Source organism: Microvirga sp. CF3062, from assembly GCF_036314045.1.
Lineage (GTDB): Bacteria > Pseudomonadota > Alphaproteobacteria > Rhizobiales > Beijerinckiaceae > Microvirga.
In genome coordinates, this window is record NZ_JAYGGN010000012.1 from 64,834 (window position 1) to 82,101 (window position 17,268).

At 63.7% G+C, this 17,268-nt stretch carries 15 protein-coding genes; 9 read left to right on the top strand and 6 right to left on the bottom strand.

The window, feature by feature from the left end; all coding sequences use genetic code 11:
• Positions 1–108: 108 nt before the first annotated feature.
• From VB618_RS18890 to VB618_RS18900, 3 genes are read right to left on the bottom strand one after another with little or no spacing between them, the layout of a single operon-like run.
• Positions 109–1,344, bottom strand: coding sequence for an HlyD family secretion protein (locus VB618_RS18890; protein ID WP_329798300.1), 1,236 nt, complete (start codon positions 1,342–1,344; stop codon positions 109–111).
• Positions 1,345–1,347: 3 nt separating this feature from the next.
• The gene (locus tag VB618_RS18895) at positions 1,348–1,812 is read right to left on the bottom strand and encodes a hypothetical protein (RefSeq protein WP_329798301.1); all 465 of its coding nucleotides are present in this window, start codon (positions 1,810–1,812) and stop codon (positions 1,348–1,350) included.
• Positions 1,813–1,824: 12 nt separating this feature from the next.
• Positions 1,825–2,070, bottom strand: a complete 246-nt coding sequence (locus VB618_RS18900; RefSeq protein ID WP_329798302.1) for a hypothetical protein — start codon at positions 2,068–2,070, stop codon at positions 1,825–1,827.
• Between the two features lie 142 nt (positions 2,071–2,212).
• On the opposite strand from VB618_RS18900, the gene VB618_RS18905 reads away from it, so the two are divergent.
• Positions 2,213–4,060, top strand: a complete 1,848-nt coding sequence (locus VB618_RS18905) for an adenylate cyclase (protein WP_329798303.1) — start codon at positions 2,213–2,215, stop codon at positions 4,058–4,060.
• A 134-nt stretch (positions 4,061–4,194) separates the two neighbouring features.
• Here VB618_RS18905 and VB618_RS18910 read toward each other — a convergent pair whose 3' ends face one another.
• Positions 4,195–4,410, bottom strand: coding sequence for a hypothetical protein (locus VB618_RS18910; protein WP_329798304.1), 216 nt, complete (start codon positions 4,408–4,410; stop codon positions 4,195–4,197).
• Positions 4,411–4,904: 494 nt separating this feature from the next.
• Between VB618_RS18910 and VB618_RS18915 the strand changes: the two genes are divergently transcribed.
• The 7 genes from VB618_RS18915 (at position 4,905) to VB618_RS18945 (ending at position 13,688) form a co-directional block, all read left to right on the top strand.
• Positions 4,905–5,168, top strand: a complete 264-nt coding sequence (locus tag VB618_RS18915; protein WP_329798305.1) for a hypothetical protein — start codon at positions 4,905–4,907, stop codon at positions 5,166–5,168.
• Complete coding sequence (locus tag VB618_RS18920) at positions 5,165–6,034, top strand: peptidylprolyl isomerase (RefSeq protein WP_329798306.1); 870 nt, start codon at positions 5,165–5,167, stop codon at positions 6,032–6,034. Before VB618_RS18915 ends, VB618_RS18920 begins: the two co-directional genes overlap by 4 nt.
• A complete protein-coding gene (locus VB618_RS18925; protein WP_329798307.1) occupies positions 6,031–7,014 on the top strand; it encodes a HupE/UreJ family protein in 984 nt (327 codons plus the stop codon). Before VB618_RS18920 ends, VB618_RS18925 begins: the two co-directional genes overlap by 4 nt.
• Positions 7,015–7,144: 130 nt before the next feature.
• Positions 7,145–9,040 carry a DUF3604 domain-containing protein gene (locus VB618_RS18930; RefSeq protein WP_442931865.1) on the top strand — a complete coding sequence of 632 codons (1,896 nt, stop codon included), beginning with the start codon at positions 7,145–7,147 and terminating at the stop codon, positions 9,038–9,040.
• 193 nt (positions 9,041–9,233) lie between these two features.
• Positions 9,234–10,055, top strand: a complete 822-nt coding sequence (locus VB618_RS18935) for a hypothetical protein (RefSeq protein WP_329798309.1) — start codon at positions 9,234–9,236, stop codon at positions 10,053–10,055.
• Between the two features lie 250 nt (positions 10,056–10,305).
• Positions 10,306–12,348: a mechanosensitive ion channel family protein gene (locus VB618_RS18940; RefSeq protein WP_329798310.1), complete on the top strand. Its 2,043-nt coding sequence runs from the start codon at positions 10,306–10,308 to the stop codon at positions 12,346–12,348.
• Between the two features lie 191 nt (positions 12,349–12,539).
• Positions 12,540–13,688 carry an alpha/beta hydrolase gene (locus VB618_RS18945; protein WP_329798325.1) on the top strand — a complete coding sequence of 383 codons (1,149 nt, stop codon included), beginning with the start codon at positions 12,540–12,542 and terminating at the stop codon, positions 13,686–13,688.
• 7 nt (positions 13,689–13,695) lie between these two features.
• On the opposite strand, the gene gltS is transcribed toward VB618_RS18945, so the two are convergent.
• On the bottom strand, positions 13,696–14,940 hold the full coding sequence (gltS, locus tag VB618_RS18950) for a sodium/glutamate symporter (protein ID WP_329798311.1): 1,245 nt from the start codon (positions 14,938–14,940) through the stop codon (positions 13,696–13,698).
• Positions 14,941–15,120: 180 nt separating this feature from the next.
• Here gltS and VB618_RS18955 point away from each other — a divergent pair, with 180 nt between their 5' ends.
• Complete coding sequence (locus tag VB618_RS18955) at positions 15,121–15,864, top strand: extensin-like domain-containing protein (protein ID WP_329798312.1); 744 nt, start codon at positions 15,121–15,123, stop codon at positions 15,862–15,864.
• Positions 15,865–16,274: 410 nt separating this feature from the next.
• Here the strand turns inward: VB618_RS18955 and VB618_RS18960 are convergent, their stop codons facing one another.
• Entirely contained in the window at positions 16,275–17,105 is an 831-nt protein-coding gene (locus VB618_RS18960; protein ID WP_329798313.1) for an alpha/beta fold hydrolase, read from the bottom strand.
• Positions 17,106–17,268 lie beyond the last annotated feature (163 nt).

Sequence of the window (17,268 nt, forward strand, 5' to 3'; positions counted from 1 at the left end):
TTCACGGCGTCGCACCTTGGTGTTCCGGTGGTCGTGTATGCCAAAGCAGGGCTATGGTGACCGCGAAGAGGGTCGCGGCCAGTGTAGGGCCACCGGGTCGACAAGGCCTCAGTGTCCGCCGAACACGAGGGTCTGGATCGGCAGCACCAGCGCCTGGATCCGCAGGATCATCGCATGCACGATCCCGACAGCATCAACCGCATGAAGAACAAGCCCCTTGGTGGCGCCGACTTGGCCGGAGTCGATCAGATCGTGGTTGCTGGTATAGGCATTGGCAATACAAGAGCTGCCCGGTGTAACGCCCTCAAGTCCGCCCTCGTAGAGCGGCTCAAGGAAGACCAGGATCGTGCCCGGCCGTGCTACCTGCTGTGCATCTAACAGCTGCTCGCCTGTGCGAATCTGGCCAGCGGCGATAAAATCCTGCACCTGCGTCACCACCATTGGGATGACGGTCCACGGCTTCGAGATGCAGGTGGCCTCGGCCACCATGCCGACCTTCATGACCTGCGCTTCGATCTGCCCGAAGCCCGCCGTGATGGCTTTCCGCCCGGCACCCTGCGGGATCAGCACGCCGGCTGGCCGCATGAACGGATTGACGATGTCGCCCACCCGCAGCGTGAACTGCTCCACGCGCCCATCCACGCCGGCCCGGACGACGGTCTTCCTCAGTTCCACGTCGGCCTGGGCCAGTGCGGCCTCGGCGCTGGCCTTCTGAGCCGGGAGGAGAGAGGAGATCTGGATCTCGGCGGCGTCCTTGGCGGCGGTCGCGGCCGCCACCGCTCCCTGGCGGCCCTGCACCACAACTTGAAGCCTCTCGATCTCACGGGCCGCCACGATGGCGGCATTGCGCCGGTTCAGCTCCTGCTTGGTGTCCAGTTCGTCCACAGCCTGCTGATAGGCGCTCCGGGCCTCCTGGATCTTGCCATCCGCCGCCACGACATCGGTCCGCGCCGCCACGAGCGCGGCATCGACCTCGGCGATCTTGCGCCGGGCGGCCTCCGCCGCCGCCTCCTGGGTCGCGCTGTCGAGTCGGAAGATGGGTTCACCTTGCTTCACTTCTCCGGTCACGCCTTCGACATGGACCTCGGCAACCCGACCGTTGGTTTCTGGCAGGATCGGGACCGTCCTGTAATACAATGTGGCGCTGGTCGTGGAGGGGTGATTGTAGAAGATCACCGTGATCAGCCCCACGGTGAGCATAAGGCAGGCAACGATGCCCCACCGCAGCTCGAACCACACCGAGTAGAGCGTGATCTCCTTGCCGAGCCGCTTGCCCTGGGCATAGCGACGGATCAGATAGTCCGGAAGGATCGTGAAGATTGCGCAGAGAAGAAGCTCAAGCATGGATCAGCTCCCCTTGTTTAATGGAACGAGCTTCGGTGTGGGCTGCGAGGGCGGCCGGGTTTCTTCGGGATGGGTGATGGGGACACCGGTCTCGTCCGGCACATCGGCTGCGCCCTCCCCTGGCGGGACGCCGGCGATCTTCTCCAGCGCTCCCGCCATCCGGCCGAACACCCCTCCGAAGTTCGGGATGTCGATCAGGGCGAGCAGCAGGCCGATGACCCAAAAGAGGTGGATGTGCGTGAAGAGGGCCAGCAGGCCCAGCACGGCGACGATCTCGAACTGCAGCTTATGACCCTTGTGGGCAATCCGCTCGGGCAGAGTGTGGATACGCAGGAACAGCAGGCCGATGGCCAGCACGGCGACCACCAGAACCACAGCCATCACGGTCATGAACACGTCCGTCCCGTCTGGACCGGCGATGAAGGCCGGCAGATGGTGGGGGGCAGCGGGGTTAAGGGATGCAGTCATGGCAGCTTCCTCTCATTGAGCATGGCAATCCAGCGTCGCCTCCAGTTCGGCCGCGAGATCCCGCGCCAGCTCCCGGTACTCGGCGCTTCGAGCGGCGCTCACCGGCAAAGACGAGCGTTCCCATCGAATGGCGGCCGCCTCGGCATCGGCAAGATCGGCACACAGCAACCGGAAGTCCTCGTCAGTTCTCGCGAGTTCCTCGATGGCATGCCCCCGGTCCGGGAAGCGGGCGATGGCGACTAGTATGGATTGATCCATGATAAGACCGCGCGATTCAGGAGACGGCACAGGTGCGCCGTCGCAAGTATCAGTATCGGCCTATAGCGTGTGACAGAGGAGTAAGTTACTGTAGGTTACAGGCGCTTTTATGCGTCTCCCGACGCCCAAAAGAGCCGGTCCGATGTTCGACGGCACTAAACATGGGGTTGACGGACCGTTGCAGGCGCAGTCGCAGCCTTCGGCAGAAGACGTACGCGCCCAGCTTGAACGCCTTATCGCTAGCCCCGATCTCGACCTCTCCGCGCGCGCCCGCAGGTTCCTACGCTACATCGTCGAGGAGACGCTCGCCGGACGAGCGGACCGCATCAAGGCTTACTCGGTCGGAACCGAGGTGTTCGAACGCGACCCGAACTTCGATGCTCAGAGCGATCCGGTGGTGCGGATCGAGGCGGGCCGGCTCCGCCGCGCCCTCGAACACTATTATCTGGTCCCCGGCCTGTCCGATCCCGTCATCATCAACGTCCCGAAGGGCGCCTACATCCCCCACTTCACCCTGCGGGCCGTCCCCGAAGTGGAAGCAGTAGAGACCGCGGACCAGCCGTCTCTTGCCGTTCCGCTGCAGGAGGCCCCAGTTGCCCTGCCATCCCGGCGTCCACATCCGCTCTGGATTGGCCTTGGCACCGTGGCCCTTGCATCCGCCGTCACCGGTCTCGCCTGGTGGGGGACCTCGCATCAAATTACACCGTCGCCGACTCAGGCATCAGCGGCTCGGGCGCCAAGCGGCCCAACCGTCGTTGTCATGCCCTTTGCCAGCCTGGGTGAAGCCCCGGAAACGAAGATCTACGCGCAAGGCATCACCGAGGAGGTCCTAAGCCAGCTCGCCCGCTTCAAGGAGCTGTCGGTCCTCGGGCGGGAGACGTCGAGGAGCATCCCTCCGGACGCTGACGCAGTCCGGATCCACCGTGAACTCGGCGTGCGGTATGTGCTGGAGGGGAGCGTCCGGACCGCAGGGCAGCAGTTGCGGGTGACGGGCCGCCTCCTCGATGCCCAGACCGGTGCGGTGCTGTGGTCGCAGGCCTATGATGACGATTTGCAGGTCCGCGGCTTCTTCGCGGTTCAGGATGACGTGGCCCAAAAGGTCGCAACCACCGTCGGCCAGCCCTACGGCATTGTTTTCCGGGCTGACGAGCAGCGGGTGCAATCAACGGCACCGGACGACCTAGAGGCCTATGCCTGCACTCTGCAGTTCTATGGCTATCGCGCGGCCTTGAGCCCAGCGAGCCACGCCGCGATCCAGGCATGCCTTGAACGGGCGATTGCCCGCTATCCAAGCTACGCCACCGCATGGGCGATGCTGTCGATGCTCTATCTCGACGAGGATCGCTTCGGGTTCAACCCACGCCCTGGTTCGCCGACAGCGACACAGCGCGCCATCGAGGCTGCCCGCCGAGCAAATCGCCTCGACCCGGAGAACGTCCGCGGGTTGCAGGCGCTGATGACCACACTCTTCTTCACGGAGCAGCCGGTGGAGGCGCTGCAGGTCGCCGAGCGGGCGGTGGCACTCAATCCGAACGACACCGAGCTGCTCGCGGAATTCGGAAGCCGCTTGGGCCAAGCCGGCGACCGCAAGCGCGGTATGGCCCTCATGGAACAGGCCCTTGCCCGCAATCCAGGTCATTCAGGCTACTACAACGGAACGCTGGCGCAGCTTGCCTATCTGGACCGCGACTTTCACAGGGCCGAGCTTCTGATGAGGCAGGTCAACTTGGAGAAGTTCCCGCTCTACCATTTCGTGTCAGCCATCATCTACGCCCAGCTCGGGATGAAGGCCGAGGCTACCGAGGCACGGAATCGTTTCCTTCAGGCGCGCCCCACCTTCTTCGACCATTGGGATCGGGAGGTGGCCAAGCGCAATTACCGGCCTAAAGATGGCGCCCTATTGGCCGAGGGCGCACGCAAGGCCGGCTTCCCTGTACCGGACACGACTGCGGCTGAAACTGCCCTTCAGTCGACCATTCCTCAACGCTGAGCACGCACATCTATTCTGAGCATACGTTATACCGTATGAGGATCGCCTACGACGGCGCGGACATTCAGGGACAGCTCTAAAGACACCGTTCGCTACCAAGGGTTAGAGCCGGCCCTTGCCGCTGCGCTGCACACCTACATGTGTTGCTCACCAACAAGCCCATCGGATTTTTCGAACCCTCGTCTGATCAGGTTTTCCTCCTCATTGCGCAGTTCCTCCAATACCGATGCCAAGCGGTTCAGCTTAGCAGCCCGACTTAAGTTATCTTGGCTCTCCGCTTCCCGGCGCAGCCGCTGCGTCACATCATCAAGCACGCGAAAGGCAAGTCGGCCAGCAGTCTCCTTGATCATGGCCTATCTCCTATCCGTGAATAATCGACCGGTTAAGACGACATGAGCTTCCGATAATGATCGGGCCAGACGCGACAAGCGGCACGAGCTTGCCATACGCTAGCAGAGGAGAACGGAGGCCGCCTGTAGCATCCTGTAGGTTTAGGTTGAGCGGCCTGTTTTGTGTTCGCCACCATTAACCCTCATCGTGCGATGGGATTATGGTGCGGCCAAGTGCAACTACTGGCCTAAGGCAATGCCTTTTGGAAGGCGCAAGACCGATTTTCATGCCGGAGGTCACAGCAGCAGAATTGGCTCAACAATGACCATTTCTCGGCACTAAGCGCAGAGGCCTGCTCCGTAACATACAGTAAGTTACAGGTGGTCGACCCCATACGCTGCTAGATAACAACACAAGTGCTCGTGCCGCTTGTCGCGTCCGGAACTTCCGGGAATGTTCTCTCCGAGCACAGATCGCCGCTTTGGCGGCCGAAATCACATGACGGAGGCTATCCATGATGCGCCATCTTCCAACGAGGCAGCAGATCACCCGATGCATCGGGGTAGCCCTCGGTGCCGCAGCGCTCCTGTCGATCACGACCGTGCTGTCACGGGCGGATTGGGCCTACGACCGCCAGTCCAGCATCGGCCGCCTCGACAAGGGTCTCAACGAGTCGGCCGCCGGAGACTGGACCGTGGTCGACATGAAGCAGGAGTGGAAGACCATCTTCATATCCCCCGCTGAGAGGCGATCCGGAATTGCAGGGAGTGCGTCATGAGATTGCTGAAGGAGCCGTTGCTGCACTTTGTTGCCATCGGCGGGCTGCTGTTTGCGGTCCATGCCTCTCTCGATCCAAGCGGCGGCGGAGGAGTGGCAGCTCCTCCCGCCATCCATCTCACCGCCGCGGACGCCGAATGGCTGAAGCAGATGTGGACGCGCCAGTGGCGCCGCCCGCCCACTGACGAGGAACTCAAAAGCCTGGTCGCGGACCATCTGAAGGAAGAGGTTCTTTCGCGCGAAGCACGGGCGCTGGAGCTCGACATCGGAGACATCGTGGTCCGCCGCCGGCTGGCGCAGAAGATGACCTTCCTCCTCGACGATACGATCCGCACCGCCGAGCCGCCGGAGGCGGAACTGCGCGCTCTCTATGAAACGCGTCCGGACCTCGTCCGCACTCCGGCGCGCGTGTCCTTCTTGCAGGTCTTCTTCCGTCGCGAGCAAGGGGGCGACCGTGCGCGCACCAGCCTCGCGGCCTTGTCCAATGCTGCCGCACTCCCGGTAGACCATGGAGACCGACTCCTGCTCGGTGACACGTTTGCCGATCAGGACGAGCAGGCGCTTGCCAACCTGTTCGGTGCGGCCTTCGCACGTGCTGTCATGACACTCCAAGTCGGGAATTGGTCAGACCCTATCGAGTCCACTTACGGTGTGCATTTGGTCAAGGTCACGGAGGCACCGCCATCCCGGGCGATCCCGTTCTCCGAGGTCCGCGAGCGCTTGGCGGAGGAATGGCGCCGTGAGCGGCAAGAGACGGCCAACGCTCAGCTCTACGAGGGATTGTTGCGAAAGTACCGGCTCGTCGCCGATCCCGCCGTGCGCCCCCTGCTTGGGCCTCTTGAGAACCATGCGGAGGTTAGGCCATGAGGCTGCTCCCGATCCTGGTTGCCCTGGCGGCACTGCTGTCGCCGCTCCCGAGCCATGCGCACGAGGTCCGGCCCGCCTATCTCGACCTGAGAGAGGTCCGGCCCGGGGAGTTCAGCGTATTGTGGAAGACTCCAATGCTGGGCCAGATGCGCCTGGCGCTCAATCCGGCCTTCTCCGGCCCGGTCGAGGCTCTGACGCCGGTCGCGACGCAGATGACTGGCAGCGCCGCCGTGCAGACCTGGCGCCTTCGGGCGGAGAGCCTGCGCGGGCAGACCCTGCGCATCGCCGGCCTGGAGACGACCCTCACGGACGCGCTCGTCCGCATCGCCTTCGCCGACGGCAGCACATGGGTTCAGCGCCTCACGCCCCAGCAGCCTGGAGCCGTAATCCCGACCAGCCAAAGCACCTGGGGCGTGGCGGGCACCTATCTCGCGCTTGGCATCGAACATATCCTGACGGGCATCGACCACCTGCTGTTCGCGCTAGCCCTGCTGCTCCTCTCGACGGGGACATGGCGGCTGGTGAAGACGGTGACGGCGTTCACGGTCGCACACAGCATCACGCTTGGACTGGCGACGCTGGGGATCGTCCACGTGCCCTCCAGACCTGTCGAGGCGGTCATCGCGCTCAGCATCGTGTTCGTGGCGGCCGAGATCGTACAGGCACGACGGGGCCGCACGGGGCTCGCGGCGCAGATGCCGTGGATCGTCGCCTTCATCTTCGGCCTGCTGCACGGGTTCGGCTTCGCCGGGGCCCTGAGCGAGGTCGGCCTGCCGGAAGGCCACATCCCGGTGGCACTCCTGTTCTTCAATCTCGGCGTCGAGGCAGGCCAGTTGCTGTTCGTAGCCGCCGTTCTCGCTGTCATGGCCTGCGCCAAGCGCATCCGGGTGGCGTGGCCACGCTGGGCGGAGTTGGTGCCGCCCTACGCCATCGGCAGTCTTGCGATGTTCTGGGTCATCCAGCGCGTCGTTGCATTTTGATCAGTGCCTCTCGGCCGGCTTCCAGAGGAAGAAACAAGGCAGTGTCGGCTGGCCGTGCCGATACAGGTTCAACGACGGGAGAAAGCCTATGAAAAGGGTCCATTTCGAACGCTCGCTTCTAACGGGAGTGATGGCTCTCGGTCTCACGTCATCGGCGTGGGCTCAAGATATCGGGTCTCCGACGAAAGAGCAGATTGAGAAGGCGATGCCGAAGCCCTCTTATTCTCCTTATGCCAACCGCGACTTTCCCTCGCGGCCGTTCTTCGGCGACACGCATCTTCATACCTCATTCTCCATGGACGCGGGCGCCTTCGGTGCGCGGCTCGGGCCGAAAGAGGCCTACCGCTTCGCCCAGGGCGAGCAACTGACCGCCTCCAGCGGGCAGCAGGTGAAGCTTTCCCGCCCGCTCGACTTCCTCGTTGTCGCGGACCATTCCGACAACATGGGCTTCTTCCCGGACCTGTTTGCAGGCAAGCCCGAACTGCTGGCCGATCCGACGGGACGCCGATGGTATGACCTGGTCCAATCCGGCAGGGGTGCGGAGGCCGCCCTCCAGATCATCGGCACATTCTCGCAGGGGACGTTCCCCAAGGATCTCATGTACTCCCCCGGCACTCGTGCCTATCGCAGTGCATGGCAGGAGACGATTGCTGCCGCCGAGCAATACAACGAGCCGGGCCGCTTCACTGCCTTCATCGGTTACGAATGGACCTCCAACACCGGCGGCAACAACCTGCACCGCAACGTCATCTTCCGCGACAACGGCGACAAGGCGAGCCAGGTCGAGCCGTTCACGACCCAAAGGCCGCTCGGGAGCGATAATCCGGAAGAGCTCTGGAAGTGGATGGAGGCCTACCAGAACAAAACCGGCGGCAGCGTGCTGGCCATCGCGCATAACGGCAATCTCAGCAACGGCCTGATGTTCCCCGTTGTCGAGGCTTTCGGCAAGAGGATCGACCGGGCGTATGCCGAGCAGCGGACGCGATGGGAACGGCTCTACGAGACCACGCAGACCAAGGGCGATGGCGAAGCCCATCCAATCTTGTCGCCGAACGACGAGTTCGCCAACTTCGAGCGCTGGGACTTTGGCAATCTCGACGCCAGCGTCGCAAAGACCAGGGAGATGCTCGAATTCGAGTACGCCCGCTCGGCACTGAAGAACGGCCTCAAGCTCGGACAGACGCTCGGGGTGAACCCCTACAAGTTCGGCCTTGTCGGCAGCAGTGACGCGCACACAGGTCTTGCCGCGATGGAGGAGGACAACTTCTTCGGCAAGACCACGCCGCAGGAGCCCAGTCCTGAGCGCATGCTGGCCACCTTCTTCGACAACCCAAAGACAAATATCAAGGTGATGGACTGGCAGGTTTCCTCCTCAGGGTATGCCGCCGTATGGGCGAAGGAGAACACCCGTGCATCCCTGTGGGACGCTATGCAACGGCGGGAGACCTATGGCACGACTGGGCCACGCATGCTCGTGCGGTTCTTCGGCGGATGGGACTTCGTCGCGCAGGACGCCAACAGCCGCCTTCCCGCCCAGACCGGCTATACCAAGGGCGTGCCGATGGGCGGCGACCTGCGGACCGCACCGCAGGGCAAGTCACCCACCTTCCTCGTGGCGGCGCTGAAGGATCCGCTCGGCGCGAACCTCGACCGCTACCAGATCGTCAAGGGCTGGCTCACTAGAGACGGCAAGCTCGAAGAGAAGGTTTATGACGTCGCCTGGGCCGATGCCGAGCGGCGCAGGCCAGGCGGGGATGGCAAGCTGCCTCCGGTCGGCGACACCGTCGACGTGGTGCATGCCACCTGGACAAATACGATTGGTACACCCGAGCTGGCGACGGTCTGGACGGACCCCGACTTCGACCCGACCCAGCCGGCCTTCTATTACGGCCGAGTGATCGAGATCCCGACGCCACGCTGGACCGCCTACGACGCGAAGCGGTTCGGAACCCAGCCTCTGCCCGGCACCGTCATGACCATCACCGAGCGCGCCTATACCTCGCCCATCTGGTACACGCCGGAGTGACGCGGTGGCCAACACAAAAATCTGGCATGTCTCTTCCGAGGCATGCCACCTTGACCCGAGGCTTGGTCCCGGCTCCAATTCTGATCTTTGCCCAAGCCAACGGCGTGAGGAGGCACCAATGCGTTGTCCGTCATCTCGACTTGTTCGTCCACTGCTGGCACCGCTGTTCCTCCTGGGAGGCATGGGCGCTGCAATGGCAGCGGATCCGGCGCCGCTCGCACCAGTTCAAGCCATTGAGGCCCCGGCTGTGCCTGGGTGGACGTACCGCGTCACCCCCTACGGCTGGCTGACGTCGTTGGACGGCACCCAGGCCGTGCGCGGGCGTTCCGTGAAGGTCGATGCGAGCTTCATCGACATCGTCGAGAAGAGCGACAGCCTCGTGGCCCTGATGGGCAACGTCGAGGCCCGCAACGGCCCGTTCGCCCTCTATGGCGACCTGGTCTGGAGCAAGGTCGGGGTCGAAGGCGGCAATGTCCGCACCCGCACGCTGGCGCCGGGTGTGACGGGAACACTCGGCACGTCCCTCAACCTCGACATCGAGATGGCCATCGTCGAGGTCGGCGCCGCCTATGAGGTCGCGCGCTCGGGCCCGCTGGCGGTCGATATCCTCGGAGGCGCCCGCTATTGGCATCAGGAGGCGGACCTCTCGTTCGAGATCGCGGCTGCGGTCGACATCGGCGACCTTGAAGTCGCGGGCGGCAGGGCCTTTGGTCGATCCGGTTCCGTCGACTGGCTCGATCCCGTGATCGGCGCGCGGGTGCGCTATGCGGTGGCGCCGGGCCATGAGCTCTTCCTGCGCGGCGACATCGGCGGCTTCGGAGTCGGCAGCGACTTTTCCTGGCAGGCCATCGGCGGCTACGGCTTCGACTTCGGAGCCTACAACGGCATCACCTTCTCGGGCGTGATCGGCTACCGGGCACTCTCTGTCGATTATGCGCAGAGCGAGGGCCGGCGCCGCTACGAGTTCGACATGATCCAGCATGGGCCAGTGCTCGGCCTCAGCATGAGGTGGTGACCCTGGGCAACTTCCCCTGTTCTCTCGTGCAAGCGGTCTTCTCTTCCTCGGTCCCTCGGTACCGAGCACTTGCGCAGGATCGTAAACAGGCGTCCTGTGAAAGGCGGTGGTTTCGATGATATGGATACACGCTGATCACAACGCTCCGGCACGGCTGCTTTGCAGCCTGGTGCTGCTGTTCTTCATGTTGGCTGGGACTCCATCTGCCAAAGCCCAAGCCCCCGCGACGCAGAGCCCTCCCCCGCCACAGGTGCAGCAGCTCCTGAACCTCCTGCAGGACCCGGCCGTGCGCGGCTGGATCGACCAACAGCAGCAGCCCGCGCCAACGCCGCCGCTTACAGGACCGCCGACGACATCCTCCGAGATGACTGCCTCCCGGATGATGGCGGCCCGGACCGCGAGTCTGCGGGAGCACCTTGCCTCCCTCGCCGCCGCCGCGCCGCGGCTGCCGGGCGAGTTTCGCAGCGCCGCGGATCGCCTGATTGCCGAGTTGCGCGGCCGCCGCCCCGTCGCTGTGCTGATCCTCGTCCTCGGGTTCGTCGCCTTGGGCGCCGGAACCGAATGGCTCTTCAGGAGGGCCACCGCCCGCCCGCAGCAGCGGGTCGTTGACCTGCCCATGGAAACCGTGCCCGAGCGGGTGCGCACGATCGGCCTGCGTCTCGCCTTCGGCCTCAGCGAGGTGGCGATCTTCGGACTCGGCAGCATCGGCGCCTTCCTCGCCTTCGACTGGCCGCCGCTCTTGCACCAGGTTGTTCTGGTTTACCTGATCGCGGCCGTGGTCCTGCGCCTGGCGCTGGTCCTGGGTCGTTTCCTGCTGGCGCCGGACGGTGGCGGGGCGCAGGACACGGAGCGCTTCCGGGTCGTGCCCTTGTCCACTGACGCCGCCCGGTTCTGGTATCGGCGCCTGGCTCTCTTCGTCGGGTGGTTCGCCTTCGGGCGAGCCACGCTCGATGTGCTCAGCGCCTTGGGGTTCTCGCCAGAGGCACGCGAGCTCGTGGCCTATACCCTCGGGCTCGGGCTCCTGGCCATTGCCCTGAATGTCGTTTGGACCCGGCCCCGCGCAGGGGATGCCCCTCCGATCGCAATAGAGCACTCCGCCGGTCATAGGGTCACCCCCTGGCTTCTGTCCCTCTGCCTGGTGCTGCTGTGGGGGTTCTGGGTCGTGGGGTTCATGCGCCTGTTCTGGCTGTTGGCAGTCGCGCTTCTCCTGCCCCCGGCGATCAAGGTCGCCCGGATGGCGAGCCATCATGTCTCCCGTCCGGCTTCAGGATCCGAGGCGCCGTCCACGCCAGGGCTGATGGCGGTCTTTCTGGATCGCGGCCTCAGGGCTCTCCTGATCGCCGGTGCCGCCTTGCTGCTCGCACACACCTTGCAGATTGACTTGGTCGAGATGACTGGCAGCGACACCCTCCTGACCCGTCTCCTACGCGGCGCGCTGAGCAGCGTCGTGATCCTGCTCGTCGCCGACCTGATCTGGCAGGTGGTCAAGTCGCTCATCGACCGGCGGCTCAGTCGGGCCGAGGCCTTGTCCCCGCCGGGAACCGAGGCGGCCGTCCGGCAGGCGCGGCTCCGCACGCTGCTGCCGATCTTCCGCAATGTGATCTTCGTGGTGCTGGCGGTCGTCGCCGTGATGATGGCCCTGTCGGCGCTCGGGGTGGAAATCGGGCCGCTGATCGCCGGTGCGGGCATTGTGGGCGTCGCTGTCGGCTTTGGCTCGCAGACGCTGGTCAAGGACGTGTTCAGCGGCGTGTTCTACCTGCTCGACGATGCCTTCCGGGTGGGCGAATACATCACGAGCGGCAGCTACAAGGGGACGGTGGAGTCGTTTGGGCTTCGCTCGGTGAAGCTGCGGCATCATCGTGGGCCGCTCTTCACGGTGCCGTACGGTGTGCTCGGTGCGGTCCAGAACATGAGCCGCGACTGGGTGATCGACAAATTGACCGTCGGCGTGTCCTACGACTCCGACTTCGACAAGGCCAAGAAGATCATCAAGCAGATCGGCAAGGATCTGGCGGAGGATCCGGAGTTCGCGCCCCACATCATCGAGCCGCTCAAGATGCAGGGCGTCGAGCAGTTCGGCGATTACGGCATTCAGATCCGACTCAAGATGATGACCAAGCCCGGCGAGCAGTTCGTCATCCGGCGCCGGGCTTTGGGCATGATCAAGAAGGCCTTCGACGAGAACGGCATCCGGTTCGCCATCCCGACCGTCCAGGTGGCAGGCCACGAGGATGCCGGGCCAGTGGCGGCCCACCAGGCTCTCAAGCTCGTCAAGCCGCCTCTACCCGAATGATGGGCGAGTGGGACGGGCTGCCACCAGGCGTACAAACCTTGGACTACCTGCACATTCCCGTTTGCCTGGATAAAGGATCCGCGATGGCACTGCCCAAAACACCAAGAGCCTTCCGAGTTCGTGCCGTGTGCCTGCCCGTAATCTTCGCTCTGATCTCGCCACTCGCAGCCTGCGCCAGTCTCAGGGGCGTGATGGTGCCGGTGAGTGGGACCGTCGCCGGTGCGAGCCAAGTCGACATGCTGGTCGCCACCACGCGCAAGCAGGCCGACCCAGCGGAGATGTTCTCCGGCGACCGGGGGCCGACACCGGCCTTCGCCAACATCACCGTCTCGGTCCCGCCTCCGAACGCCCGGCAGATCGGCGAGGTGCAGTGGCCACGACAGGTGCCCGGCAACCCGGCCACGGAGTTCGTCACTCTCAAGGCCGACGTGATCGACCGCAATCAGGCGCTCGCCTGGTTTCACCGCACCCTGCGGACCACTCCCAAGCGGCAGGTGCTGGTCTTCATCCACGGCTTCAACAACCGCTTCGACGACTCTGTCTTTCGCTTCGCGCAGATCGTGCACGACTCCGGTGCACCCGTGGTGCCGATCCTGTTCACTTGGCCTTCACGGGGCAGCGTGCTGGCCTATGGCTACGACCGGGAGAGCACGGCTTATTCCCGCAACGCCCTGGAGAGCTTGCTGAAGGCGATCTCCCGCGATCCGGCTGTTGGCGAGATCTCGATCCTGGCGCATTCGATGGGCAATTCCTTGGCCCTTGAGACACTGCGTCAGATGGCTATTCGTGATGGGCGGGTGGCGCCGAAGATCCGCAATGTTCTCCTCGCCGCGCCCGATGTCGACGTTGACCTCGCCAGGGAGGCCATCGTGGACATGGGGCCGAGGGCGAACCGGCCCGCCTTCACCTTGTTCGTCTCGCAGGATGACCGGGCGCTGGCCGTCTCCCGGCGGGTCTGGGGCAGCGAGGCTCGCCTAGGTGCCATCAATCCCGATCAGGAGCCCTTCAGAACGCAGCTTGAACAAGCCAACGTGACGGTTCTCGACCTCACCAAGCTCAAAGCGGGTGACGCTCTCAATCACGGCAAGTTCGCCGAGAGCCCGGAGGTCGTGCAGCTCATCGGCAAGCGCTTGGCCGCGGGCCAGACGGTGACGGATTCTCGCGTCGGGCTGGGCGACCGCATCATTCAGGTGACTACGGGTGCGGCCAGTGTGGTCGGAACGGCGGCAGGCCTAGCCGTGTCCGCGCCGCTGGCGGTTGTCGACCCCAAGACGCGGCAATCTCTCGGCGGCCACGTGGACAACCTGGGCCGCTCGGTTTCCGAGACGGTCGCTCCGTGACATACCATCAGCCGGCGCCACCCGGTGCCGCGATCCCGAACATCGGCAATGCCAGGAACGCCTTGGCCACAAGGGCATTCGCAAGATCGACGAAGAACGATCCCGCCAGAGTGATCAGCAGGAACGCCTTCGGGGCTGGGCCATAGCGGCGCGCGACCTCATCCATGGTGGCCATCGCGACGGGCATCGACGAGATACCGAAGCCGAGGAAGCCGCCGACCGTCACCGCAGCTTCATAATCGCGCCCGAGCAGCCGGAACAGCGCGAAGTATGCAATCGCCACGATCACGGCGATCTGCAGCAGCACGTTGACGACCAACGGGCCAAGAATGGCGGCGACAGTGATGAGCTTCGTGCCCATGAGACTGAGCACCAGAAACAGGTTCAGAGCGACCTCCCCGCCCTTCTGGATCGGTCCGAACTGGAGCCGGAGGCGAGACCAGTCGGCAAGGTTCGTCAGCAAAACGCCTGCTAGCATCGCCGACAGAAACCCCGGGAGCAACAGACCCGCGTCCTTTGCCCATGCATTGATCCTGTCGCCCAGGAGAACCGCTATCGCAATAACCAGGATGGTCGACAAAATATTCTCAAGGCTCCCGCCGCCCTCCGGCGTTGATGGCGGTGCCTCCTGTTGCGGATCGACGAAGGGAACTTGGGTCGGGGCCGCATCGTGGTGGAGCCCGTGGCGATGGATCAGCCAGCCGGTGATAGGTCCGGACAGCAATGCGCCGGTGATGACCGCAAGGGTTGCCGAGCCGACTCCGACCGCTTGCGCATTCTGAAGTCCGGCGGCCTCCGCTTCCTTGGCCCAGGCGAGCGCCGTCCCCGGCCCTCCTACAAAGGAGAGACTGCCGGCCAAGAGCCCATAGAACGGGTGGGCGCCAAATGCCGTCGCGACGGTGACGCCGACGAGATTCTGGGCGACCAGCAGCAGTATGGTCACGGCGCAGAGAATGATCAGGGGGCGGCCGCCGGCCAGCAGCGCCTTCAGCTTCGCCGACAGCCCGATGGTTGTGAAGAAGACAAGCAGCAGCAGATCGCGGATCTGAGCGCCGAAGACGACTTCGGTATCGAACAATACCTGAGCGAGGAGAACGAGCACCGCCACGATCATGGCTCCGATCACGGCATTGGGCATGTCGATACGTCTGAGAATGGGAACCGCGTGACGAATGCGTATCCCCACGAACAGCGCGATCAGACCGATGATCAGCGTCGTAAGCTCGGAAAGTTGGATTTGGGGGCCTGCCACTGCTGCAAGTCTCCTCCCGCAAAAGCAGCATCCCTTATTCGCGTGAGGATTGGGAGTAAGTTACTGTAGACTACACCGGTGGAGGTGAGTTCCCGACATTCCGGACTTGCAGGCCGAGGTCGACTTCAATGGCCGAACCGGACGCGCGGCTGTTGCATTGACCCATATAGGGAGAGGGTCATGATGCGGTTCGGTTTGGTGCTTGCGGCTGCCTTGATCCTTGGACATGGCCCAGGCGCGGCACAGCCGATGCCGCCTCTACCGCCGCCCCGGCCCAGCGATGCACCCGCGCCACCGCTGGCCGTCCAGTCCGAGCCGCCACAGAGGGCCCCACAAGATGGGGCTCAGACTGTGACGGAGCCTGATCCGTGCCTGGCCCAGCTCAAGGCAGCCGGTTTTGACATCGAGGTCGCCGAGCAGCCGTCCACGACGAACGAACTCTGCCGGATCGATGTACCCGTGCGGCTGAAGGCGGTGCCTGTCTGGTCCCGGCCGGGGACCATGGTGCGGCTTAGCGCTCAGCCCATTCTCGCCTGTCGCTTTGCCGACCGCTTTGGTTATTGGGTCGGAGATCTGGTTGCGCCATTGGTGGCCGGAAGCTTGAATACTGAGTTGAAGAGCATTCAAACCGGACCAGGCTTCGAGTGCCGCAATCGGAACGGGGCAGCCACCGGCAAGCTATCGGCCCATGCCGAAGGGCTGGCCATCGACATTGCGGCTTTCGAGCTTGCAAATGGATCGACCCTGCGCGTCAAGCCCGACGGCGATACCCCGCCGAACCCGGCCTTCGCCTCCCTACGCACCGCTGCCTGCGGCTGGTTCACCACGATCCTCGGGCCGGGTTCCGATGCGGCTCATGCCGACCATCTGCACGTGGATATGCAACAGCACGGCTCGAGTGACCGTTACCGCATCTGCCAGTAACCGTCGCGCGTTAAAGGCGGATCGCGCAACCGTTGCTGGGTTGGCAAGTTGGCCAATGATCGGGATGGATCTAATGGGATTGATGAAGCGCGTCCTTCTGATGGGCCATCTTTGACCCGGAAGGTCTTCTCAGGATCAGAGGCGGTCCTTTGCGCAGTCGTATTAAGGTCTGCTCACCGCGCGAATGCGGACATTACTCTGAGGTTCGCTCCGTACCGGAAGGCGACCTTGCCCGACAGCCGCCGAGAGACACTGAGCTACGCCCCTGGACTCGAAAAAACTTGAATCCACGCAGAGAAGAAGCCTGCCTCACGGAGCAAGGCAAGCTCTTCGTTATAAGCTTATGCACCTCAGATCATTGACCCGCTAAGTGAGGTCGACCTTGATCCATTCCGGAGCTCGTGGCGCATTCAGCTTTGAATGAAGGCAAGAAGATCCGGGTTGACGATCTCCGGGTGCGTGGTGCACATCCCATGCGGAAGGCCCTCATACACCTTGAGCGTGCCATTCCTGACGAGCTTGGCCGCGAGTAGGGCCGAGTCGGCAATCGGGACGATCTGGTCATCGTCCCCGTGCATGATCAGCACAGGCACCTCGATTCTCGTGAGATCTTCGGTGAAGTCAGTCTCAGAGAAGGCCTTGATGCAATCGTAGTGGGGCTTGATGCCACCCATCATGCCCTGGCGCCACCAGTTGTCGATAATCCCCTCGGAGACCTGAGCACCCGGGCGGTTGAAGCCATAAAACGGACCGGCAGCGACATCTCTGTAGAACTGGGCACGGTTGGCTGCGAGCTGGGCTCGGAAGCCGTCGAACACCTCGATCGGCAAGCCGCCAGGGTTCTTGTCCGACTTGACCATCACCGGCGGCACCGCCCCGATCAACACCGCCTTGGCAACCCGGCCCGGCTCCGCCCGGGCGACGTAATGTGCGACCTCGCCACCACCGGTGGAATGACCGACATGGATGGCATGCTTCAGATCAAGGGCTGTGATCAGTTCGGCGACATCCGCCGCATAGGTGTCCATCTCATTGCCCATTGCAGTCTGGGTGGAACGCCCGTGGCCGCGGCGGTCGTGCGCGATCACACGGAAGCCCTTATCGAAAAAGAACTGCATCTGGCCGTCCCAATCGTCGGCACTGAGCGGCCAGCCGTGATGGAAGACGATTGGCTGCGCGTCGTGCGAGCCCCAGTCCTTGTAGAAAATCTGCGTCCCATCCCGAGTTGTGATCATGCTCATCGTCTTCTCCTTGTGTCAGCAGAACGAAAGGCTAAGCTTAAGAGGATAGTTTGACAGGCTTGTGGCATGGCCTCGCTGTCGGAGGCCGGATAGCCCTTCAATCTACCTCAGGGTGCACAAAGGGCTTGCGCGGCTACCGAAAGGACCGCTTATTGATCAACAG

What these genes read in the sequence shown, in the direction of transcription:
- VB618_RS18890 (WP_329798300.1), bottom strand. Translation starts at nt 1,344, where the DNA reads ATGCTTGAGCTTCTTCTCTGCGCAATCTTCACGATCCTTCCGGACTAT.
- VB618_RS18895 (WP_329798301.1), bottom strand. Translation starts at nt 1,812, where the DNA reads ATGACTGCATCCCTTAACCCCGCTGCCCCCCACCATCTGCCGGCCTTC.
- VB618_RS18900 (WP_329798302.1), bottom strand. Translation starts at nt 2,070, where the DNA reads ATGGATCAATCCATACTAGTCGCCATCGCCCGCTTCCCGGACCGGGGG.
- VB618_RS18905 (WP_329798303.1), top strand. Translation starts at nt 2,213, where the DNA reads ATGTTCGACGGCACTAAACATGGGGTTGACGGACCGTTGCAGGCGCAG.
- VB618_RS18910 (WP_329798304.1), bottom strand. Translation starts at nt 4,410, where the DNA reads ATGATCAAGGAGACTGCTGGCCGACTTGCCTTTCGCGTGCTTGATGAT.
- VB618_RS18915 (WP_329798305.1), top strand. Translation starts at nt 4,905, where the DNA reads ATGATGCGCCATCTTCCAACGAGGCAGCAGATCACCCGATGCATCGGG.
- VB618_RS18920 (WP_329798306.1), top strand. Translation starts at nt 5,165, where the DNA reads ATGAGATTGCTGAAGGAGCCGTTGCTGCACTTTGTTGCCATCGGCGGG.
- VB618_RS18925 (WP_329798307.1), top strand. Translation starts at nt 6,031, where the DNA reads ATGAGGCTGCTCCCGATCCTGGTTGCCCTGGCGGCACTGCTGTCGCCG.
- VB618_RS18930 (WP_442931865.1), top strand. Translation starts at nt 7,145, where the DNA reads ATGGCTCTCGGTCTCACGTCATCGGCGTGGGCTCAAGATATCGGGTCT.
- VB618_RS18935 (WP_329798309.1), top strand. Translation starts at nt 9,234, where the DNA reads ATGGCAGCGGATCCGGCGCCGCTCGCACCAGTTCAAGCCATTGAGGCC.
- VB618_RS18945 (WP_329798325.1), top strand. Translation starts at nt 12,540, where the DNA reads ATGGTGCCGGTGAGTGGGACCGTCGCCGGTGCGAGCCAAGTCGACATG.
- VB618_RS18955 (WP_329798312.1), top strand. Translation starts at nt 15,121, where the DNA reads ATGATGCGGTTCGGTTTGGTGCTTGCGGCTGCCTTGATCCTTGGACAT.
- VB618_RS18960 (WP_329798313.1), bottom strand. Translation starts at nt 17,105, where the DNA reads ATGAGCATGATCACAACTCGGGATGGGACGCAGATTTTCTACAAGGAC.